General features: G+C 52.2%; 17 protein-coding genes. 11 read left to right on the plus strand and 6 right to left on the minus strand.

Going from position 1 to position 20,998, the window contains the following annotated elements; all coding sequences use genetic code 11:
* Positions 1-169: 169 nt before the first annotated feature.
* Positions 170-1,801 carry a BCCT family transporter gene (locus BV405_RS15285; protein WP_086481767.1) on the minus strand — a complete coding sequence of 544 codons (1,632 nt, stop codon included), beginning with the start codon at positions 1,799-1,801 and terminating at the stop codon, positions 170-172.
* Positions 1,802-2,087: 286 nt separating this feature from the next.
* The gene (locus BV405_RS15295; RefSeq protein ID WP_086481769.1) at positions 2,088-2,879 is read right to left on the minus strand and encodes a phosphotransferase; all 792 of its coding nucleotides are present in this window, start codon (positions 2,877-2,879) and stop codon (positions 2,088-2,090) included.
* A 300-nt stretch (positions 2,880-3,179) separates the two neighbouring features.
* On the opposite strand from BV405_RS15295, the gene thiB reads away from it, so the two are divergent.
* Genes thiB through BV405_RS15310 form a run of 3 tightly spaced genes read left to right on the plus strand, consistent with a single transcriptional unit; the run spans position 3,180 to position 6,543 of the window.
* Positions 3,180-4,217 carry a thiamine ABC transporter substrate binding subunit gene (gene thiB / locus BV405_RS15300; protein WP_245832355.1) on the plus strand — a complete coding sequence of 346 codons (1,038 nt, stop codon included), beginning with the start codon at positions 3,180-3,182 and terminating at the stop codon, positions 4,215-4,217.
* Between the two features lie 27 nt (positions 4,218-4,244).
* Positions 4,245-5,861: an ABC transporter permease subunit gene (locus BV405_RS15305; protein WP_086481771.1), complete on the plus strand. Its 1,617-nt coding sequence runs from the start codon at positions 4,245-4,247 to the stop codon at positions 5,859-5,861.
* A gap of 10 nt (positions 5,862-5,871) precedes the next feature.
* On the plus strand, positions 5,872-6,543 hold the full coding sequence (locus BV405_RS15310) for an ATP-binding cassette domain-containing protein (protein WP_086481772.1): 672 nt from the start codon (positions 5,872-5,874) through the stop codon (positions 6,541-6,543).
* 88 nt (positions 6,544-6,631) lie between these two features.
* Here BV405_RS15310 and BV405_RS15315 read toward each other — a convergent pair whose 3' ends face one another.
* A complete protein-coding gene (locus tag BV405_RS15315) occupies positions 6,632-8,830 on the minus strand; it encodes a sensor domain-containing diguanylate cyclase (RefSeq protein WP_086481773.1) in 2,199 nt (732 codons plus the stop codon).
* Between the two features lie 493 nt (positions 8,831-9,323).
* On the opposite strand from BV405_RS15315, the gene BV405_RS15320 reads away from it, so the two are divergent.
* Positions 9,324-11,162, plus strand: coding sequence for a Na/Pi cotransporter family protein (locus BV405_RS15320; protein ID WP_086481774.1), 1,839 nt, complete (start codon positions 9,324-9,326; stop codon positions 11,160-11,162).
* On the plus strand, positions 11,159-11,419 hold the full coding sequence (locus BV405_RS15325; protein WP_086481775.1) for a hypothetical protein: 261 nt from the start codon (positions 11,159-11,161) through the stop codon (positions 11,417-11,419). The genes BV405_RS15320 and BV405_RS15325 overlap by 4 nt, the downstream gene beginning before the upstream one ends.
* Before the next feature lie 115 nt (positions 11,420-11,534).
* Here BV405_RS15325 and BV405_RS15330 read toward each other — a convergent pair whose 3' ends face one another.
* Entirely contained in the window at positions 11,535-12,776 is a 1,242-nt protein-coding gene (locus BV405_RS15330) for a multidrug effflux MFS transporter (protein ID WP_086481776.1), read from the minus strand.
* A 437-nt stretch (positions 12,777-13,213) separates the two neighbouring features.
* Entirely contained in the window at positions 13,214-14,635 is a 1,422-nt protein-coding gene (locus tag BV405_RS15335) for a sigma-54 interaction domain-containing protein (protein WP_086481777.1), read from the minus strand.
* A 330-nt stretch (positions 14,636-14,965) separates the two neighbouring features.
* On the opposite strand from BV405_RS15335, the gene cydP reads away from it, so the two are divergent.
* The 6 genes from cydP to BV405_RS15365 all read left to right on the plus strand — a co-directional run bounded on the left by cydP (position 14,966) and on the right by BV405_RS15365 (position 19,652).
* Positions 14,966-15,304 (plus strand): cytochrome oxidase putative small subunit CydP, encoded by a 339-nt coding sequence (gene cydP / locus BV405_RS15340; RefSeq protein WP_086481778.1) that lies wholly within the window; start codon positions 14,966-14,968, stop codon positions 15,302-15,304.
* Positions 15,301-16,899: a cytochrome ubiquinol oxidase subunit I gene (locus BV405_RS15345; RefSeq protein ID WP_086481779.1), complete on the plus strand. Its 1,599-nt coding sequence runs from the start codon at positions 15,301-15,303 to the stop codon at positions 16,897-16,899. The genes cydP and BV405_RS15345 overlap by 4 nt, the downstream gene beginning before the upstream one ends.
* Complete coding sequence (cydB, locus tag BV405_RS15350) at positions 16,896-18,035, plus strand: cytochrome d ubiquinol oxidase subunit II (protein WP_086481780.1); 1,140 nt, start codon at positions 16,896-16,898, stop codon at positions 18,033-18,035. Before BV405_RS15345 ends, cydB begins: the two co-directional genes overlap by 4 nt.
* An 81-nt stretch (positions 18,036-18,116) precedes the next feature.
* Positions 18,117-18,236, plus strand: a complete 120-nt coding sequence (gene cydX, locus BV405_RS15355) for a cytochrome bd-I oxidase subunit CydX (protein WP_078746289.1) — start codon at positions 18,117-18,119, stop codon at positions 18,234-18,236.
* Positions 18,237-18,313: 77 nt separating this feature from the next.
* Entirely contained in the window at positions 18,314-18,592 is a 279-nt protein-coding gene (locus BV405_RS15360) for a cyd operon YbgE family protein (protein WP_086481781.1), read from the plus strand.
* Between the two features lie 133 nt (positions 18,593-18,725).
* Positions 18,726-19,652 (plus strand): DNA ligase, encoded by a 927-nt coding sequence (locus BV405_RS15365; protein WP_176330184.1) that lies wholly within the window; start codon positions 18,726-18,728, stop codon positions 19,650-19,652.
* Between the two features lie 136 nt (positions 19,653-19,788).
* On the opposite strand, the gene alr is transcribed toward BV405_RS15365, so the two are convergent.
* Positions 19,789-20,868 (minus strand): alanine racemase, encoded by a 1,080-nt coding sequence (gene alr / locus BV405_RS15370; protein ID WP_086481783.1) that lies wholly within the window; start codon positions 20,866-20,868, stop codon positions 19,789-19,791.
* Between the last annotated feature and the right edge of the window lie 130 nt (positions 20,869-20,998).

A 20,998-nucleotide genomic window follows, 5' to 3' on the forward strand; every position in this document is an offset into this window, starting at 1 on the left:
CAGTTTCTATCGATGACTGCTATCTTTGGCTGCTATCGATTATTGCTATCAAGGCACCAAGCGGAAACAGTAAATGCGAAAAGGGCAGGAACGCTCTGCGCCCTGCCCTTTTATATGCTTTCCGGATCAAGCCTTGGGGATTGATAACAAAATCCCGATACCTGAAAGCTTAAACACTCTTAGGTTCTGACGCCAAACCTTTCAGAACCGATATCGTCGCCACCAGCAAGACGATAGTGAACGGGAAGCCGGTGGAAACCGCCATCGCCTGAAGCGCTGTCAGACCGCCCCCCAGAATCAGGGCGATCGCCACCAGACCTTCAAAAGTACACCAGAAGACACGCTGAGGCTTAGGTGCATCCACTTTACCACCGGCAGCAATCGCGTCGATCACCAGAGAACCGGAATCCGACGAGGTCACAAAGAACACAATCACCAGCACGATAGCGATCAGAGAAGTGATTTCAGCCATCGGCAACACATCCAGCATCGCGAACAGCTGCAACGGCAGATCCGCTTCCGTTACGGCTTTATAACCGTCATTCACAAACTGGTTGATGGCTGTGCCACCAAATGCGGTCATCCAGAGTACACAGGCCAGAGACGGAATCAGCAGAACCGAAACCATAAACTCACGCACCGTACGACCACGGGATACGCGGGCGATAAACATACCCACGAAAGGTGACCATGAGATCCACCACGCCCAATAGAACGCAGTCCAGCCGGAAGCAAAGTTGGCATCTTCACGGCCAATCGGGTTCGCTAGTGCAGGCAGATTCTGCACATAAGCCATCAGGTTGGTGAAGAAACCGGACAGAATCGCCAGTGTCGGGCCAACAATGATCACAAACAGCAGCAGAAGCGCCGCCAGTACCATATTGATCTCAGACAGACGCTTAACACCTGCATCCAGACCGGCAACGACAGATACCAGCGCCAGCGCGGTAATACCGATTACCAGCAGAATCTGAGTGGTCGTCCCCATCGGAAGATCAAACAGATAGTGCAGACCGGCACTCGCCTGAGAAGCACCGATACCCAGAGAGGTCGCCAGACCAAACAGAGTCGCAAACACCGCCAGAATATCGATGATATGACCCGGCCAGCCCCAAACACGCTCACCCAGAATCGGGTAAAACACAGAACGCATCGTCAGCGGCAGGCCTTTGTTAAAGGCAAAAATTGCCAGACCCAGTGCCAGAACGGCATAGATCGCCCACGGGTGCAGTGCCCAATGATAGATGGTAGCAGCCATACCCAGCTTAGCAGCTTCGGCCGCATCACCTGCCGCTGCGCCTAATGGAGCCCAGTCAGTACGCACACCATCGGCAACACTGGTTCCCCCCAGTGAAGAGCTGAAGTGAGACAGCGGCTCAGACACACCGTAGAACATCAGACCGATGCCCATACCGGCAGCAAACAGCATAGAGAACCAGCCCGCATAAGTGTAATCCGGGGTTGCTTCGGTGCCGCCAATACGTACACGACCTAAAGGAGAAAAGATCAGAAACAGACAAACCAGAACAAAAATGTTTCCTGCACTTAGGAAAAACCAGTCAAGGTTTGTGGTTAACCAGGAACGCATCGAAGAAAACAGGGGGGCGACCTGAGACTGAAAAATCAGCGTCAGCAGCACAAAAGCAACGATGCTGAGACCCGAGATCATAAAGACCCGGTTGTGAATATCGAGACCGAACGGCCCGATCTGCAGTGCGACATTGTCCTGACCGATCTGGTAATCCGTATCAATAGGATTTACCTTGCCGTCAGGAGTCATAATATCGTTATTATCACTCATGATAAGTTTAGCCTTCTCATCAGGTAGGTGTGGAGTATGCCTCTTCACCCTCAGCTATACGGCTACTTAAAGACTCTGATCAAACAAGAAAAAACAGAAAGGACGACTGTCAAAATCCAGCTGACAAAGACATTAAGATAGAAGAAAAGCACAGGGAGGAAGATAGGAGTTTACTTACATACCTAATGATTATAGCACAAACATATAGACTTTTGGATGGTTAACGTCAGAAACACCTGTCCGGACAGTCACTTAACGCTGCAGGTTGGTTAAAAGACAGGGAAAATCACCCTCGCCCCGCCCTGACCTTGTACCAGAGTTTTTCCAGTAACAGCATCGCATCCTGCGCCTGCTGCAGTCCCAGCTCAAACATCGGTGGCGACAGGTGAGAAAAAGCGGGCATACCGTGAATAGCTCCGGAAGAGATTCCACAGTAGCGGTGCAAACTGGCAGCATCAAACCAGGGGTTACCTATCCCCGCATACTCCCAATCGATCAGCACCAGATGGCCATCCTGCCAGCAACAGTTACCAGGATGAAGATCATGGTGGGTGTAGCACTCCGACACCTTAGGCAAAGAAGCAAACAGCTGAACCAGACGGTTTAACCGTTCCAGCCAGACCACAGGATCTGACTCCCGGTTAAGGCTCTCCTGATAGCGCTGAAACAGTTCAGGGTAGTTAATCCCGGCGATAGCCTTTGCATCCTCAGATTCCGGTAACGGGATCTGCTGCAGCTCACTGATCGCCAGAATCAGCTGGGAAGCGATTTCACCGGAAATGGCATCAGGCCCCAGACTCAGGCCATGATGCTTCATTACACACCACCCCTTATCCGGCTCGTTGCGCAGCACCTGCATCGCCCAGGGATAATCCGCAATCAGCTCAAGGACATGAGCTTCTCGCTCACGGGACACACCAAAAGCCAGCTGTCGCTGAGCGTTAATACGCAACATCAGCACCTGACTTCGGTTGCTGCCTTTATAAAGCCAGTTGCTGGTGCCCGACTGACTTAGAGGCAGCCAGTGTACCGGTACGTTCAGCTGTCGATTGACCTGTTCAAAGATAGCGTTGTGCATGGCGGGTCCAACAAGTTTCCGATATGATTCACAGCCTGAAAATTCAGCTCCCAAACACCGATAAACCCTGCATTTTCTGTGCGTTTCTCTTCAGGATAGACGCACAGACTACGCTCTGACGAGCTGCAAACAGATAATCGGCTTTAATCGCAGGTTGGTAATGGGCAAGCCTGATAGTTGCGGGGCAGTGTAACGCGAACCATAAATTTTCCTACAGAGGAATTCCTACGGTTTGTTGTTTTCTGTAACACCTGCCAGACAGCTATCCTTTAACTCGACTACCGGTTAGGAAGATGCACTATGACACGACTGCATACGGAAATGTTTCAGACTCTGAAACAGAAAAAACTTGTGCGTAAACTTCTGCTGGCAGCAAGCCTGCTGCTGCCTGTGACTCTGGCTCATGCCAGCGAGAAAGCAGAGTTAACCGTTTATACCTACGACTCTTTCGTGTCTGAATGGGGCCCCGGCCCGCAGCTGAAAACTGCTTTTGAAGCCCAGTGCAACTGCAGCCTGAACTTTATCGCCGTAGAAGATGGTGTCAGCATCCTGAACCGCGCCCGTATCGAAGGGAAAAAGACCAAAGCCGATGTCCTGCTGGGTCTGGATAACGTGCTGATCGAAACCACCCGCCAACAGGGTCTGGTTCAGGAGCACAACACGGACCTGTCCGGTCTGTCCGCTGATCTGAACTGGAACGACAAACATTTCGTTCCTTTTGATTACGGCTACTTCGCCTTTATCTATGACAGCAGCAAAATCAGCCAACCGGCCAGCTCACTGGAAGAACTGATCAACTCTGATGCTCAGGTGATCTATCAGGATCCCCGCACCAGCACACCGGGTCAGGGTCTGATGACCTGGATGAAAGCAGTGTACGGTGATGATGCCCCAGCCCAGTGGAAGAAACTGGCGGGCCATACCGTGACCGTCACTAAAGGCTGGTGGGAAGCCTACAGCATGTTCCTTGAAGGCGGCAGTGATTACGTACTCAGCTACACCACCTCTCCGGCTTACCACCTGATTGCCGAGGGCAAAACTCAGTACAAGGCAGCCCTGTTCAAAGAAGGCCATGTGGCGCAGACCGAAGTCGCAGCGATCAGTCGTTACAGCGATCAGCCGGAACTGGCTAACGAGTTCCTGAGCTTCCTGATCTCACCGGAAGCGCAGAAGATTATTCCAGTCACCAACTGGATGCTACCGGTAATCGACAATGCAGAATTGCCTGCTGAGTTTGGTCAGCTGATCCAGCCAAAAACCATCGGCTTCACCCCGGAAGAACTGGCAGAGAAACGCAGCAGCTGGCTGCGCGAATGGCGTCAGGCGGCAAGCCAGTAATCTGACCGACGGATAACCGCAATACCTATGAGCGCTTTAACTGACAGCCGGTGGCTAAAACCGGCTGTTCTTTTTGCCTACAGCCTGATTCTGCTGATTACCGCCCTCGCCTTTTATGGCCTGATCGGTTTCGATGGCGCGAGCCTGCAAACCGGGCTGCTGACCGACCCTTACATTCTGCAGATTCTCAGCTTCTCGCTGGAACAGGCTGGCCTTAGTGCGCTGATCTCGGTGGCTCTTGCCTTACCCATAGCCAGAGCCCTGCACTTTATGCCGCAGCTTTGGGCAAAACGGGCTTTTCTCAGCCTTTGCCTGCTCAGCTTTGTGATGCCGACACTGGTGCTCATTACCGGACTGGTTTCGCTTTTGGGCCGTTCCGGAATCATCACCCCGTTGCTACCGGATAACTTTAACCTCTATGGCCTGAACGGTATTCTGATCGCCCACGTTTATCTGAATACTCCCCTAGCTGTCAGGGTTCTGAGTCAGCAGATGGGGCATATCCCCGATACCAGCTGGCGCCTGGCACAACAGCTGCGCCTGAGCCGCTGGCAGCAGTTTACCCATGTAGAATGGCCCGCGATTAAACCCAGCCTGCTGATGCTGCTGGGCTTTATCTTTGTGCTCTGCTTCAACAGCTTTGCCGTGGTACTGGCTCTTGGCGGTGGTCCGGGTTCAACCACCCTTGAAGTGGCGATCTATCAGGCGCTGAAATACGATTTCAATCTGAGTGAAGCCCTGACTCTGGCCTGGCTGCAGTTCACTCTGGCCGGGCTTATCTTTGCCCTGATCGCCCGTATGGGTAAGCTCAACTGGTTAAGTGCCGACACCGCGAGTCAACGCTGGCAACCGGGTTTAGGCCGAAACAGTGCCCGCTTCCATCTGGGGCTGTATTACCTCAGCTGGCTGTTATTGCTGCTGCCCCTGTTAGCGTTACTGCCAACCGTGATGCGGGTTGATCTGGCAAAACTGGATCTGCCGGATCTGGTCTCTGCGGCAGGTTATTCTCTGCTGCTGGGCTTTGCTGCCGCCCTGCTGGCGATGCTGCTCTCCTGGTTGCTGCTGCTTCCGATCCGGAGCGCCAGCCTCCAGCATCAGGAAAACCGACGCATTCTGTTACAGTGGCTGGCCACTCACACCTTAGTGGCACCGGCAATGGTACTCTCCACCGGGCTTTATATTCTGCTGCTGCCCCGTATCGATCTGGAGCAATGGGGCATCTTCTGGCTGGTACTGATCAACAGCGTACTTCTGCTGCCGTTTGTTATCGCGCAGCTTAAACCCCGGGTACTGCAATTTGATCAGCAATATGGCCGGCTGAGCGCCAATCTCGGGCTTTCGCCACTCGAACAATTCCGGGTCATCTGGCCCTTTATCCGTCCCGTTGCCAAAGGCAGCTTTGCCTTAGCGCTGCTGTTGGCACTGGGAGATGTCGCAGTTTTCTCAATTTTTGGCGACAATAACACTATGACACTTCCCTGGCTGATTTACGGTTATGCCGGTAGCTATCGCATGGCTGAAGCGGCTTTGGCCTCACTTCTCCTGCTGACTATCTGCGCCCTGCTGGTCTTTTTCTTTGAACGCCACCAGACCCGCAACCCAAATCGTTCCGCCGACAATCACACTGATCAGCCGGGATCATAAGGAAAAACCTATGACTGAGACCATCAAACTCAGCGGAACGGATGCCGCAGCCTATCAGGATGCGCTACAGAAAGGCCTGATCGTTGATCAGCTGGAAGTGGTGCTGGATGGCTACAAACTTAATTATGATCTGCAACTGGCTGCCGGAGAATGTCTGGCCATTCAGGGCAGAAGCGGTGTAGGTAAAAGCACGCTGCTACACACTCTGGCGGGGTTCGAGCAAGCCAGAAGTGGTCGGGTTCTGTGGAATGGTGAAGATTTGCTCAGGTTACCGGCCCATCAGCGTCCCGTTAGCATGCTGTTTCAGGAACACAATCTGTTTGAACACCTGAGTGTAATGACCAACCTGAAACTGGGCTTTAGTGAGCCACCGAGTCGCGCTCAGTTTGAAGAAGCCGCTGACGCTCTGGATGTGGCTGATCAGTTGGATAAATTCCCGACAGAGTTGTCAGGTGGGCAACGCCAGCGTATCGGTCTGATCCGTACCCTACTGAGACCGGAGCCTCTGATTCTGCTGGATGAGCCCTTTGCCGAACTGGATCAGCACACTCGTCACAAAGCAGCCCTGTGGACAGCGGTAACCGCAAGAAGCCAGGGTAAAACCCTGATTCTGGTAACTCACCAGGATGAAGATGCCGAGCGCATTGCCGACCGGACTCTGGAACTGACCTATAAAGGTTAACCGGCAAATAAAGCGGGCAGTATGAAGTGAAAAGCTAAGAAGTGAACAAAGAAGAGCCTGAGAGCTGATTGAGCCTGATCAGCTCCAATCAGCACTCAATGGAAGCCGCAGGCTCACTGAACAGATAGCCCTGCGAGAAACGTATCCCCAGAGTTTCCACCACTCTCTGCACCGCTTCTGAATGGACAAATTCCGCTACCACCGGAATACCGGCGTTACGGGCGAAGAAGACAATCGCCCTGGTGATCTCATAACTGGTCTGATCGGTATCGATAGACTTAATGTATTTCGCATCGATTTTGATCAGATCCACATCCAGCTCCAGAATCCGTTCGAAGTTGGAATACTCGGTACCAAAGTCATCAATCGCCAGACGAAAACCTTTCGCCTTGAGTGAGGCCAGCTGCTTGATATGGTTCTTCTTGCCATCAGCACTCACCCCTTCCAGAATTTCCAGCGTAATACGCTGCGGATCGATATTGTACTGAGCGCACTTCTGCTCCAGAAAACCTTCCAGATAGTGATGACTAAGATCATCTTCAGTGATATTGATCGCAAAATCGCAGCTGTTACCGCTCATAACCCGACAACTTTTATCAATTACGGTGCGGGTAATCACCGGCAACAAACCGGAAAGTTTCGCAGGCTGCAGGAATTGGTACGGGCCATAAACCTGATCATCAATCTGCATGCGGATCAGGCATTCGTAATAGTTAATCTCACCGGTTTCGTTATCCCGGATACCCTGAAAATAAGGCACCAGACAATCTTCCGTCAGCGCCCGATGCAACAGGGCGTTCCATTGCATGTACTCAAGACGCTGATGCTGCTCCAGCTCATCTTTCTTGTCCGCGTAGAGATAAAAACGGCCGCGACCGCCCTGCTTGGCCTTCTTCAGCGCCATCAGAGCCTTACGAATCAGGTCGTCATGCCCCACGGCACCGCCATAGGAAAAACTGATATTAAAACTCAGGCCATCCACCTGAATCTGATGCAGAAAGAAACTCTCACGGATTTTGGTAAAGACCGCCTTCAGAAAGGTATCTTTTTCATAGTGAACCGCAAACTCATCGGCATTCAACCGGTAGATACGGGCACCATCAAGCACAGTCGTCAGGCGCTGAGTGATAGCTGAAAGCAGCCGGTCGGCAAAGTCGAGACCATAAGCGGAGTTAATCAGGCTGAAGTTATTAACATTCAGCACCAGAAGCGCACTGTCGCCATCGCAACGATCTAACGCATCCTGCAGCTGGCTTTTATTCGGCAGGCCAGTCAGGGTATCGGTGGTCAGGGCTGCAACATGACGATCCCTTTCCTGCTTAATCTCGGAAAGATCGGTGAACACGCCTACATAGTTCTGCACTACGCCCTGTTCATCCCGCAGCACACTCAGGCTCAACCATTGCGGCCATAAGGAGCCATCCTTGCGCTGATTGATCACCTCACCACTCCAGCGATCCTCGGCCATTAACCCCTGCCACATCGACTGATAGAAGTCGTCATCATGGGCACCGGAGGAGAGGAAATTCGGATTTTTGCCGACCACTTCCTCATGACTGTAACCGGTGACCTGACTGAAAAAGGGATTGGTTTCAATAATCCGGTTATCAGCATCAGTAATCACCACACCTTCAGATGCGCTTTCAATCGCGCGCCCCAGAAGCTGTAAACGGGTATTTTGTCGGGCAAGTTGTTCTTCCTGCTGCTGACGGGCCAGCACCAGACCTGCCATATCAGCCCCAACCTGCAGAATGCGCTGATGAAAGGAAGAGGGTAAACGATGTTCAAAGGAGGAAAGGGCAAAACTACCGACAGGCTCGCCCTCACTGTTGCGGACCGGTAAGGACCAGCAAGCGCAGAGATTGAAGTCATAGGCCAGATCTCTCAGATCCCGCCATCGCTCATCATTAAAAGTATCACGGACAAATACCGGTTCATTTTTCAGAACCGCATTACCACAGGAACCACCACCGGGGCCGGGGCGAAGGCCATTCAGAGCCTCATGACCGACTTCTGGCACACTGGGGGCTGAAAGCACATTCAGACGATAGGAATCTGCATCCAGAATCATAAGGGACGCAACAGAATTAGGTAGTAGCTGCTCGGCAAGACGGCAAAGGTGATCCAATACCTGCTGGCACGGCTGATTGGTGACAACATCATTAAAGACAGATTGCTGAAACGCCAGAATCTGATCCTGTTGCTCAACGGTTACCGGCACCCGCTCCTGACAGCCCGAAGCTTCTTCCGCAAAAGCTTCAGAGGTGTTACTGCCTGACTCCATCATACCAATACCCTTAACCCACCTAACTGCAACCAAAAATCCAACCGGAGCGTTCGCGTGAACCAACCCATCATGGGTCAGCTTCCATCAAATGAGTATTTTAGCAATTTAAGCAAGTTGCCAGATACCGGCCAAAAGCTATAGATTCTGACCAATTCCACAGTACAGAAACTCTAAAACTCGCTAATCAAACTCAGGAAAGTGAAAGAAAACTCCGGCCAGCCCATTTCTTGTTCTAATCTCGTCTGAGGCTGACAGCACTAGAAATACCATTGCTGCCAGTAGCCTTCCAGACGATTTATGTAAGACTTATATTCCTTTTGCATCTTCCCTGTTACAAAAGAAAAACCTCACTATGCTTAGTAAAGCTTGCCTTCTATGAACAGCAGGTTACAGTTCTGTGTCACCCTACTTTTTGCAGGTTTTTTTAATAATTAATACAAATATCAATGCGTTAAAGCTCTGACCGGCTTCGCATGCAAGGATAGCGCTACTTATGTTACGAAAACTGCTTCTGCCAACCATCTTTCTGGTGCTCGGCTATGGCTTCTGGGTTAGTCCTGACTTTAAAGAGATTGCAGCTGGTGTTGCGGTCTTTCTGTTTGGCATGCTCTCCCTTGAAGAGGGCTTTAAAGCGTTTACCGGCGGCCTGCTGGAAAAGCTGCTGAAAAAAACCACTGACACCATCTGGAAAAGCCTCAGCTTTGGCGTGGTATCCACCACTCTGATGCAATCCAGCTCGCTGGTTTCGGTGATTACCATCTCCTTTCTCTCCGCTGGCCTTATCTCTCTGACTGCAGGTGTCGGCATCATCTTTGGTGCCAATCTGGGGACAACAACAGGTGCCTGGCTGGTGGCCGGTCTCGGCCTTAAGGTTAAGATCTCCGCCTATGCGATGCCGATGCTGGTGTTTGGTATTCTGTTGATTTTCCAGAAGAGCAAAGAGCTGAAAGGCATGGGCTATGTGCTGGCAGGCCTTGGTTTCCTTTTCCTGGGTATCCACTACATGAAAGAGGGCTTTGAAGCCTTTAAAGACACCATCGACCTGACAGCCTACGCAGTTGAAGGTTATGCCGGTGTTTTCCTGTTTACCCTGATCGGGCTTTTTGCCACCGTGGTGATGCAGTCCAGTCACGCCACACTGGTTCTGATTATCACCGCGCTTTCAGCCCAACAGATCACTTATGAGAATGCCCTGGCACTGGCTATCGGTGCCAATATCGGCACCACCATTACCGCCATCATCGGCTCTCTGAGCGCCAACGTTGAAGGCCGTCGTCTGGCGGTGGCGCACCTGATCTTTAACGCCGTAACAGGCTTTGTCGCCATCCTCTTTATCTACCAGCTGACGGGGCTGGTGGATGCTGCCAGCGCTCTGGTCGGCATTGCGGCGGATAACTACACCCTGAAGCTTGCGGTTTTCCACACCATCTTCAACACCATCGGCGTGGTACTGATGCTGCCGGTGATCCCAGCCATGGTGCGCTTTCTGGAACGCGCCCTTAAAGCTGCTGAGACCGGACGCCGCTCAGCTCCCAAATACCTGAATGAAGCCGCATCTGATCTGCCGGAAGCAACTCTGGCAGCTGTGCGTCAGGAAACCCTGCATCTGTACGACAATGCTGCAGCTATCATCGCAGGTGGTCTGAGCCTGAAGCTGGATGAGATTCACAGTGACAAGCCACTGGAAGAGGTGATCTTTAAGGCTCGCACGGTGATTCCAACCAATATCGATCAGGAATACGCCGAATCGGTAAAGTCTCTTTATGCTGATATCGTCGATTTCAGCAGTGCTTATCAGGGCGAAATGTCAGCAGATCAGGTTGAAGAGCTTTTCCGCCTGAGAGCAGCCGGTCGGGATATCGTGGAAGCGATCAAGGACACCAAGCACCTGCAGAAGAACCTCTCCCGCTACTTTGTGGCTGACAACCCTTATATCCAGCATGAATACAACACGCTGCGCATGCGTTTGGCTTCTGTACTACGTGAGCTTTACAAAGTACGTCAGGAAGAGAAAAACGATTCCGTTATTATCCTGTCGCTGGACCGTCTGCGACTGGATATGGAAGAGTACGATCACAATCTGAACCACAGCCTCAGCAGTCTGATCCGCCAGAAACTGATTACCGGGCCAATGTCTGTCTCTCTGATGAACGACAGTGGTTACGCTTCGGACGTAACCCGTAAGCTGGTAATGATGGGTGAAGTGCTCTTCTCAAACAGCGATCTGAAGACCAAAAACATTGAACAAAGCCTCTCTCTGGATGACGAAGAACTGACCGAGGTGATTCAGGAACAGCAGGCTGCGAAAGGGGAAAGGAGCAGAGCCTCATGAAAATCAGCAAACTGATCAAAAAAGCCGAAGCCTTTATCCGCTCCGATGAACAGAAGCGCAAAGAGAAAAAAGAGTACCTGAAAAAGGTGATCAAAAAGCTGCGCAAGCACGAGAAGCAGCTGAAGGAAGAGTACGAAGCCTGCAGCGACTTTGAGAAAAGCCGTCAACTAAAGCAGGAGATCGCGCTGGCTTATAACCAGCGCAAGAAAGGCGTAAAAATGCTGAAGAGCCTGAAAAAGAAGAAAAAGACTGACTAAGAGCTGTACTCCCGACAAACCTCCCGACAAACAAAAAGCCGATGTCGCAAACAGCGACACCGGCTTTTTTCGTATCTGTAACCTTTCATTGAGCGTGACACTCAGCAAGGCCCGATCAGGCTGATGCTTTAGCCTGTGCCTCATGCTGGATATTTCGGGTTACCAACCAGCAAACTAATGACAGCACCGCAAATGCGATAAACAGCGGATACAGAGTACCGTTATAGGTCTGGCCAAAGGCCATCCCTACCACCATAGAGATAAAGGTGGTCACGGAACCGATTACCGATGATGCCACACCGGCAATATGCCCCAGAGGCTCCATCGCCAGCGCATTCATATTACCGAACAGCAGACCGATACAGGCAAAAATCATCGCGCCAAACAGCATAAACAGCCAGATAGGAACATTGCCATCCAGCAGGACCAGAAGAGCCAGAAAAACGACGGAGCTGGTAAACATGCCGATCAGCGCTCTATTCGCCAACAGCTTCATACCATAGCGCATCACCAGTCTTCCGTTCATAAACGAAGCAACACCCACGGATAGCGCCAGCACAGCAAAATAAAGCGGGAAGGCTTTCTCAATCTGGAAAATCTCTTTAAACAGCAACTGGGCTGTAGAGAGGTAAGCGACAAAAGCCCCAAAAATCAGGCCTGCACCTACGATATAACCCAGTGTGACCTTGTGGGTCATGGTCTCTTTGGTATTGTGCCAGACATTACCCAGAGAGAGCGGAATCCGGCGCTCTTTCACCAGAGTTTCCGGTTGGCGAACCGCAAACCAGATCAAAGCGATTAGTGACAAGAGTACAAAGAACTCATAGATGCCGCGCCAGTCAGCAATCATCAGTACACCAGCGCCAATACTTGGCGCCACAGCAGGCATAATGATAAAAACCGCCATTACAAACGACATCACACGCGCCATGGCACGACCTTCATAACGATCACGCACCAGAGCTACCGCAACCACTTTTGGCCCGGAGGCACCAATTCCCTGAATAAAACGCCCCACCAGCATCATCTCGTAGCTTTGGGCAAAGGCCGATACCAGAGAGCCAATCAGGAAGATAATCAGCCCCAGATAGATGGCTGGCTTGCGACCAAAACTATCGGATAGCGGGCCATAAAGGATCTGACCAAATGCCAGCCCCGCGAACAGTATCCCCACAATCCACTGCAGATCTTCCGCATGCACCACGGAGAAATCCTGACCTATGATGCTCATCGCAGGCAGAACGGCATCAATCGCCAGCGCCACCATGGACATTAACAGCGCCAACAGAGCTACAAATTCCGCAAAAGCGGGTTTATATGCGGAGGCATCAGCCCCTGCTCGGGATTGCGGGTTCATAGAAAACCTTTTTTTCAGAATGACGATGCGTCAGAAGAAAGCCGTATGCACCAGAGCGGGAATTGCTCTTAGCCGGTCGCTGATGACTAAGCTGTCATAAGCGTCAGTAAAGCATACTGAGGGAGTCGGACATTCTAGCAAGACCGTGAAGTCATTGCCGGACAAAAATTAGTCAGGATATCTCTTCTGGTCAGAAACACTGCCATAAAGAACAGCGGCTCTAGTCATAAAAGCAGCTGTTCTTGTCTTTGTTTAAAAGGCCGGTATCGCTAGAATAGCGCCTGCAAAGTAAGTATTAACTGGCGGAGAAAGTCATGGGTAACAACCCCTTTATGCAGAAAGTCATCCTGATTGTGGTCTCTCTAACCCTAATCATCATTATGGGCATGCGTCTGCTGGGCATGGCCTAAAGCTCCCTGCTGACCACCGAACCGATTTTAGCTTTGAACAGGTCTTAACTTGCGATAGAGCGTCCGCTCACTAACCCCTATCTTGTGCGCCAGCAACGCCTTATCGCCATCCAGCTGTTTTAGCGCCCAGTTCAGATAACGGCTTTCCAGTTGTTCAAGACCCATAATCTCCGGTTGGTAAAAACCTTTTCCTGTATCAGTGCTCATATCTGAAACACCTTGCATCCCAGCACCCGCTGGCAAAGTTCCCCCAGCCCGCCGACACGCATCCGGCAGATGCTCAGGTTCAATCCAGTGATCATCCACCAGCAGGCAAGCGCGCTCCAGAATGTTTCTCAGCTCACGGATATTACCGGGGAAGGCGTAGGCCTGAAGCAGCAGTAGCGCTTCTTTGGATATTTTGATCTCCCGCCCCTTGGTAAACTGAGGTAGCAGGCTTTCTACCAAAAGCGGAATATCGGCAATCCGTTCCCGAAGGGATGGCAGAATCACCGGAAAAGGGTTGATCCGATAGTAAAGGTCCATTCGGAACTCACCATCCGCCACCTGCTGTTCCAGATTTCGGTGCGTGGCGCAGACCAAGCGGAAGTTGGCCTTTAAAGGCTCGACACCACCAACACGACGGTAAGTGCCGGTTTCCAGCAGGCGCAGCAGCTTTACCTGCAGGGAGAGGGGAATATCCCCCACCTCGTCCAGAAACAAAGTCCCGCCATTGGCAGCTTCCACCAGCCCTGTCTTTCGGCTATGAGCACCGGTAAAAGCGCCTTTTTCATGGCCAAACAGCTCACTTTCAAACAGGGTTTCCGTCAGACCGGAACACTCCACCGGTACAAAGGCTCCCTGATTTCTGAGGCTGCCTCTGTGCACCGCCTGCGCCATCAGTTCTTTGCCGGTGCCGGATTCCCCTAAAAGCAGAACCGTTGTCTCGCTGGGAGCCGCCCGTTCGATCAGCGCCAGCGATGCCATAAACGCCGGCGAGCGGCCAATCAGCCCTTCACCACCCGCCCGAGGACTTGCCAGCTTGCTGTAGCGCATCACCTCCAGAAAGAACTGAGCGGTGCCATCGGCGGACTCTACCGGAAATAGCTCAACATCCACATGCTCTTCCCCCTGAGGCGTGTGATGCAAATGAAAGACTCTTTGCGCTTTCTTGCTCTGCATACATTGCAGCATGGGACAGGATTCCCCCATCTGATCACAGGGGCGATCATAGTGATGGGATACCTCATAGCAGTGACGTTTTGTCGCACTGACATCGCCATAGCTCTGGCGGTATGCTGCGTTCGCTGAAAGAATTTCGTAGTCAGCCGACAGCAGCACAGCGGGATCGGGGTAGCTTTGCAGCATCGAAACCAGCTCTGGTGGCGGTTGACGGTTAAGGTCTGAATCAGATGAATCTGTGGCTGAAATATCGGCTACGGGAATCTGAGAGGGTTCGGAGGGTTTCATAGCGAATCCTGCATTGGCGTTTAAACGTCATAACCAGAAGATGAATCCATTCAGAACGCCAGCCAGACTCTGCAAAGACTTCCAGCGCTCCATTTACTGCTGTCAATTATGACGCCATCCAGCCGGATTTGTCATTTTTGACAATAAAAATAATAAACAGCTGCCCAAAAACAAAATAAAACCCAGCAATATCAATGGGTTATAAAAAACCAAAAAGGGCATACACCTTGCTATACGCTAATCAGACACCTGAAATCCAGGAAAACAGGTTTGATTATTTAGATCCGGAACGCGAGAGATCGCCGACCGCCACTGCAGGATCAGAATGCTATGCAACGGAATACGCTGTTTGTGCAAACAAAGCGGGCTTTTGGCCAACGCTGGAAAACATCTTTGTTTGCCCGACAAAAATTAGTACGCGAACTCAGTATCGTACTGCTGATTAAGCTGGTGCTGCTCTACGGCATCATCAACTTTGTCGTCCCTTCCGCATCTGTCATCAATGACAGTGATGTCAGCACTCGCCTGCTTAATCCTCAACTGCCTGCCTCAGAGCAAACTTCCGCTGACGCTTCCGGCTCAGCACCCCGCTCCACAGCCACTGAGGCAGACCTGTTAAAGGCCGCCACTTCAGAACCTACGGCCTCGACACAACGGGAAACACCATGATTACAGAAGAAGTTGTTGATCTGTCCCGGCTACAGTTTGCGATTACCGCGCTGTATCACTTTATCTTTGTCCCTCTGACTCTGGGTCTGGCTTTTTTGCTGGTCATCATGGAGTCCGTCTATGTGATGACCCGCAAACAGGTCTACAAAGACATGACCCAGTTCTGGGGCAAACTCTTTGGCATTAACTTCGCCCTGGGGGTTACTACGGGCCTCACCATGGAGTTCCAGTTCGGAACCAACTGGGCCTACTACTCCCACTACGTGGGGGATATTTTTGGTGCGCCGCTGGCCATTGAAGGCCTGATGGCGTTCTTCCTCGAATCCACCTTTATCGGCCTGTTCTTCTTTGGCTGGGATCGCCTGTCGCCACGCCGTCATCTGATGGTGACCTTCCTGATGGCACTGGGTTCCAACCTGTCGGCACTGTGGATTCTGATCGCCAACGGCTGGATGCAGAACCCTGTGGGCGCTGAGTTCAGCTACGAAACCATGCGCATGGAGATGACCAGCTTCGCCGAGCTGGTGTTCAACCCTGTTGCTCAGGTGAAGTTTGTGCACACGGTAGCAGCGGGTTACGTCACCGGCTCCATGTTTGTGCTCAGCATCAGTGCTTATTACCTGCTGAAAAAACGTGACCTGCCTTTTGCCCGCCGCTCCTTTGCTATCGCATCGGCCTTTGGTCTGGCATCGATTCTGTCCGTTATCGTGCTGGGTGATGAATCCGGTTATGAGCTGGGTGATGTGCAGAAAACCAAGCTGGCGGCCATTGAAGCGGAATGGGATACCCATCCGGCTCCGGCGTCCTTCACCCTGTTTGGTATTCCGAATCAGGAAACCCAGACCACCGATTACGCCATCAAGATCCCGTATGCGCTGGGCATTATTGCCACCCGCTCGCTGGATCAGGAAGTAACCGGTATTAAGGATCTGATCGAGCAGCATGAAGTGCGTATCCGCAACGGTATGATCGCCTACGGCCTACTCACCAAGCTGCGTGGTGGCCAGACCGATGACGCCACCATCGCCGCCTTCGAAGAGGTGAAAAAGGATCTGGGTTACGGCCTGCTGCTGAAGCGTTATACCGAAAATGTGGTTGATGCCACGGAAGAACAGATTCAGGCAGCCGCACACGACACCATTCCCAATGTTGCCCCGCTGTTCTGGAGCTTCCGGGTGATGGTGGCCTGTGGTTTTGCCATGCTGCTGATCTTTGCGCTGGCGTTCTACTTTAACGCTACCCGCCGACTGGAAAGCAAACGCCGCTTCCTCAGAATCGTCACCTTTGCCCTGCCGCTGCCGTGGATCGCTGCAGAAACCGGCTGGGTGGTTGCTGAATATGGTCGTCAGCCCTGGTCAATCGGTGAGATTCTGCCAGTGCATCTGAGTACCTCCACACTGGAAGCCAGCAGCCTCTACACCAGTATCGGAGCCATTGTCGCTTTCTATACCCTGTTGTTGGTGATCGAAGTCTTCCTGATGGTGAAATACGCCCGCCTCGGCCCAAGCGCCCTGCATACCGGTCGTTATCACTTTGAACAGAATGGCGAACATTCAAACCAGGCCAAGCCTGAAATCGCCGGAGGTGCGGCATGATTCTGGATTATGAAACTCTGAAACTGGTCTGGTGGGTGCTGGTTGGCGTCCTGCTGGTCGGCTTTATGATCACCGACGGTTTCGATATGGGTGCCGGTATTCTGCTGCCCTTCCTCGGTAAAAATGATGCCGAACGCCGCATTATCATCAACACCGTTGGCCCACACTGGGATGGCAATCAGGTCTGGTTTATTACTGCCGGTGGCGCGCTGTTTGCCGCCTGGCCTGCGGTCTACGCCGTTGCATTTTCCAGCTTCTACTTCGCCATGATGCTGGTGCTGTTTGCCCTCTTCTTCCGTCCGGTGGGCTTTGATTACCGCAGCAAGATCGCTGATCCGCGCTGGCGCAGCACCTGGGACTGGGGACTGTTTATCAGTGGCGCGGTTCCGGCGCTGGTCTTCGGTGTTGCCTTTGGCAATCTGCTGCTGGGTGTGGATTTCTATCTGGACGAGTTCCTGCGCCCGCACTACACCGGCAGCTTCTTTGACTTGTTCCATCCCTTTGCCCTGATCTGCGGCGTGGTCAGCCTGACCATGCTGGCAGCACACGGTGCCATCTGGCTGCAGATGCGTGCCGATCAGCCGGTGGCGGATCGTGCCGGTAAAGCGGGTCTTATCATGCTGGTCATTATGCTGATCGCTTTTGCTGCCGGAGGCCTTGTGCTGCTGAACGGCATGCCGGGCCTGCATATCGATATGATGCCCGCCAAAGATGCCCTGCCCAACCCACTGAACAAACAGGTCAGTGTGGTGGATAACGGCTGGCTGGCCAATTATCAGACCTACAACTGGATGATTACAGCTCCGATCACGGCCTTTGTCACCGGCCTGCTGACCCTGCTGCTGGTAAAAGCCCGTCGCTCCGGCCTGGCTTTTGCGACCCACAGCATCACTATGACAGCGATCATCTGCACTGCGGCTTTCTCCCTGTTCCCCTTTGTACTGCCATCGCTGTCAAATCCGAACAGTAGTCTGACCTTGTGGGATGCGGCATCCAGTCATCTGACCCTGAACGTGATGTTTATTGCCGCCATGATCTTTGTACCGATTATTCTGCTCTACACCCTGTGGACTTATAAGGTGATGTGGGGTCGGGTGACCAGCAAACAGATTGAAGGCAATCCGCTGGCCTACTAAGCCCGGAAGCCTGTGAACCGCTTTTATTGTTATAACTGAGAGTTACCGGAACAATCCGGCAGCTCCCAAGGAGAAAAGACTATGTGGTACTTCGCCTGGATTTTAGGTGTATTGCTGGCGATCTCTTTCGGCATCATCAATGCGATGTGGCTGGAATCTGATCCGGCGTTTGATCTGGATAACGATCAGCCACAAGGCTGATCATCCTTACCGGCCAGCTCTCGCCCATAAAGCTGGAAGCTGGCCGGTTTTAAAATAGCGATACCGGAACCCCGATAATGAATATTCCCTATCCCAAATCCGGCTGGACTCAGGCGCTTTCCCTGATCAGTGCCATCGCCATCAGCGTTGTGCTGACCGCCTACCCACGCCTGATTGCTGAATCGATTCACGAAGTGGATCATGGACTCTTCACCCTCTTTATGTGGGCGGTGAGCGCAGGCTTTATCCACGGGGTCGGCTTTGAACCCAAAGCCAGTCTGTGGCGCATCATCTTTAACCCGGTTATCGCCTGGCTGGTGATCATTTACGGCCTGATTCAGTTTCTCTGGGCTTAACGAGCAATCCGATAGTGACCTCTGTCATACTCATCTGCATCCTCCCTCTAACGAGTACGACAAAACTTGAACTCCTGTTGATGACTCACTAGCTTTAATGGCATCGCCAACAGTCACTCAGGGAGGCAGTGATATGACGACTACAGGGAAGCTTTCAGTCAAACAGACCTCACATCGTTTCACCCGCATACTACTTAGCCTTGGGCTATCTACCACAGCCTGCTTCACATCATCCTCACTCGCCTGGGCTGACGCCCTGAACCCTCACTCGCCGTTGCCTTTAATGCTGGCTAAGCACTACCAGCAGCAGGACAATATTCAGGAATACTGGGTCAGCGAAAAGCTGGATGGCGTTCGGGCGTTCTGGGACGGCGAACAACTAAGAACTCGCCAGGGTAATCTCATCAGGCTGCCCAAAGCGATGCAGGATGCACTTCCCAAGGTGGCGCTGGATGGCGAGCTTTGGTTAGGGCGTGGGCGCTTTGCAGAGGTCTCTGGCCTGATCAGACAGCAGGAAACCAGCATTGAGGACTGGGCAGAGGTGCAATACCGGATCTTTGATCTGCCTAGCCAACTCACCTCTTTTGATCAGCGCGTTGACGATATCAAAAGCCTTTGCCGAACCGCAGGGCTGGAATGGCTACAGCCGGTTAAACAGTTCAAACTGCCCAGTCGCGCGGCGCTGGAACATTATCTGGAGCAGCTGACTGAAGAGGGCGCAGAAGGTCTTATGCTGCACCGGGGAAGCGCCCTGCATCAGGCGGGACGCTCTAATGATCTAATGAAGGTAAAGCTCTACGATGATGCCGAAGCCGTGGTACTTGGCTACACCGGAGGTAAAGGTCAGTTTGAAGGCATGATGGGAGCACTTAAAGTTCGTCTGGCGGATGGTCGGGAGATGAAAATCGGTAGTGGTTTTAGTCGACTCGAACGCCAGACACCTCCACCAGTCGGCAGCATTATCACCTATCGCTATAACGGCCACACCGCATCTGGTTTACCGCGCTTCGCCCGCTTTATGCGTATCCGGGATGACTACGGAGCGCTGGAGTTAAAATAAGACAATCTTGGCACGACAAAGAACAACCACAATAAAGAACAACCGCACCAAAGCAAAAAAGGCTCTCCTGCCAAACAGGAGAGCCTTTTTTATAAAGCAGACTTTGCTATCGCTTAAGAACCCAAGCTCTTACGCTCTAACGCTTATAAACCCTAGGTACACGAGTGGTGATACCGGTAAACAGGGTATAAGAGATGGTATCCGCACAGGCAGCCACCTTGTTCACATCGACCTGAGCACCCCAAAGTTCTACCGGATCACCGATTCTGGCATCCGGCTGATCGGTCAGATCAACGGTCATCATATCCATGGAAACCTTGCCTATCACCCGGGTCATCTTGCCATTTACGGCAACCGGAGTGCCATCAATGGCATGGCGCGGATAACCATCCGCATAGCCCATAGCGACCACACCCACTCGGGTTGGTTGTTCGGTAGTGAAACGACGACCGTAACCAATCGGCTCACCGGCAGGTAGTTCACGAACCGCAATCAGGGCAGAACTCAGGGTCATTACCGGCTTCAGGCGAGCGGCATTTTCAGTTTGCTGATCCAGCGGCGAAGCACCGTACAGCATAATACCGGGACGTACCCAATCACCGTGGGTTTCCGGCCAGTGCAGGGTTGCTGCAGAGTTTGCCATGCAGTGCTTCAGACCAAAACGGTCACAGGCGGCATGAAAATTAGCAATCTGAGTTTGGGTGTAATCGCACTCAAGCTCATCGGCGCAGGCAAAGTGTGTCATCGCGATCACTTCAGAGATGTGATCCAGCTGCTGCAAACGCTCAACTGCTTTAGCAAAACCTTCAGCATCAAAACCGAGACGGTGCATACCGGAATCAAACTTAACCAGAACCGGCAACGGCTGAGAAAATGCGTGTTGCTCCAGCGCATCCAGCTGCCACTCACTGTGAACAGCAGTCATCATCTGGTACTTATCAACGGATTCCAGCTCATCAGCGGTAAAGAAACCTTCCAGCAGAACAACCGGTTGTTTAACACCGTTTTCCACCAGCTGCAGCGCTTCTTCAATACAGGCTACGCCAAATGCATCGGCAACATCAGCCAGATAATGCGCGGCTTCAACGGCACCATGACCATAGGCATTCGCTTTAATAATCGCTACCGCCTTACGGCCGGGAGCTAGTTCTTTTGCCAGCAGGTAGTTGTGTTTCAGTGCAGCCAGATCTATTACAGCTTTAGCAGCCCGCGCCATGTGCAGGTCTCCATCTCGTTATTATATTGAGGGTCTGAATATAGGGTTTTGCAGTACAAAATTCGGGAAGAGTCAGAGCCGTCGTAGTCTAGCGTAAACGGTTCTGAACCGCAGTGCCGGAAGGCACTGC

Source organism: Oceanospirillum sanctuarii (assembly GCF_002150805.1).
GTDB classification, from domain to species: domain Bacteria; phylum Pseudomonadota; class Gammaproteobacteria; order Pseudomonadales; family Halomonadaceae; genus Oceanospirillum; species Oceanospirillum sanctuarii.

Excerpts from the sequence above, each read along its gene's own strand:
- BV405_RS15285 (WP_086481767.1), bottom strand. The coding sequence starts at position 1,801 with ATGAGTGATAATAACGATATTATGACTCCTGACGGCAAGGTAAATCCT.
- BV405_RS15295 (WP_086481769.1), bottom strand. The coding sequence starts at position 2,879 with ATGCACAACGCTATCTTTGAACAGGTCAATCGACAGCTGAACGTACCG.
- thiB (WP_245832355.1), top strand. The coding sequence starts at position 3,180 with ATGACACGACTGCATACGGAAATGTTTCAGACTCTGAAACAGAAAAAA.
- BV405_RS15305 (WP_086481771.1), top strand. The coding sequence starts at position 4,245 with ATGAGCGCTTTAACTGACAGCCGGTGGCTAAAACCGGCTGTTCTTTTT.
- BV405_RS15310 (WP_086481772.1), top strand. The coding sequence starts at position 5,872 with ATGACTGAGACCATCAAACTCAGCGGAACGGATGCCGCAGCCTATCAG.
- BV405_RS15315 (WP_086481773.1), bottom strand. The coding sequence starts at position 8,830 with ATGATGGAGTCAGGCAGTAACACCTCTGAAGCTTTTGCGGAAGAAGCT.
- BV405_RS15320 (WP_086481774.1), top strand. The coding sequence starts at position 9,324 with ATGTTACGAAAACTGCTTCTGCCAACCATCTTTCTGGTGCTCGGCTAT.
- BV405_RS15325 (WP_086481775.1), top strand. The coding sequence starts at position 11,159 with ATGAAAATCAGCAAACTGATCAAAAAAGCCGAAGCCTTTATCCGCTCC.
- BV405_RS15330 (WP_086481776.1), bottom strand. The coding sequence starts at position 12,776 with ATGAACCCGCAATCCCGAGCAGGGGCTGATGCCTCCGCATATAAACCC.
- BV405_RS15335 (WP_086481777.1), bottom strand. The coding sequence starts at position 14,635 with ATGAAACCCTCCGAACCCTCTCAGATTCCCGTAGCCGATATTTCAGCC.
- cydP (WP_086481778.1), top strand. The coding sequence starts at position 14,966 with ATGCAACGGAATACGCTGTTTGTGCAAACAAAGCGGGCTTTTGGCCAA.
- BV405_RS15345 (WP_086481779.1), top strand. The coding sequence starts at position 15,301 with ATGATTACAGAAGAAGTTGTTGATCTGTCCCGGCTACAGTTTGCGATT.
- cydB (WP_086481780.1), top strand. The coding sequence starts at position 16,896 with ATGATTCTGGATTATGAAACTCTGAAACTGGTCTGGTGGGTGCTGGTT.
- cydX (WP_078746289.1), top strand. The coding sequence starts at position 18,117 with ATGTGGTACTTCGCCTGGATTTTAGGTGTATTGCTGGCGATCTCTTTC.
- BV405_RS15360 (WP_086481781.1), top strand. The coding sequence starts at position 18,314 with ATGAATATTCCCTATCCCAAATCCGGCTGGACTCAGGCGCTTTCCCTG.
- BV405_RS15365 (WP_176330184.1), top strand. The coding sequence starts at position 18,726 with ATGACGACTACAGGGAAGCTTTCAGTCAAACAGACCTCACATCGTTTC.
- alr (WP_086481783.1), bottom strand. The coding sequence starts at position 20,868 with ATGGCGCGGGCTGCTAAAGCTGTAATAGATCTGGCTGCACTGAAACAC.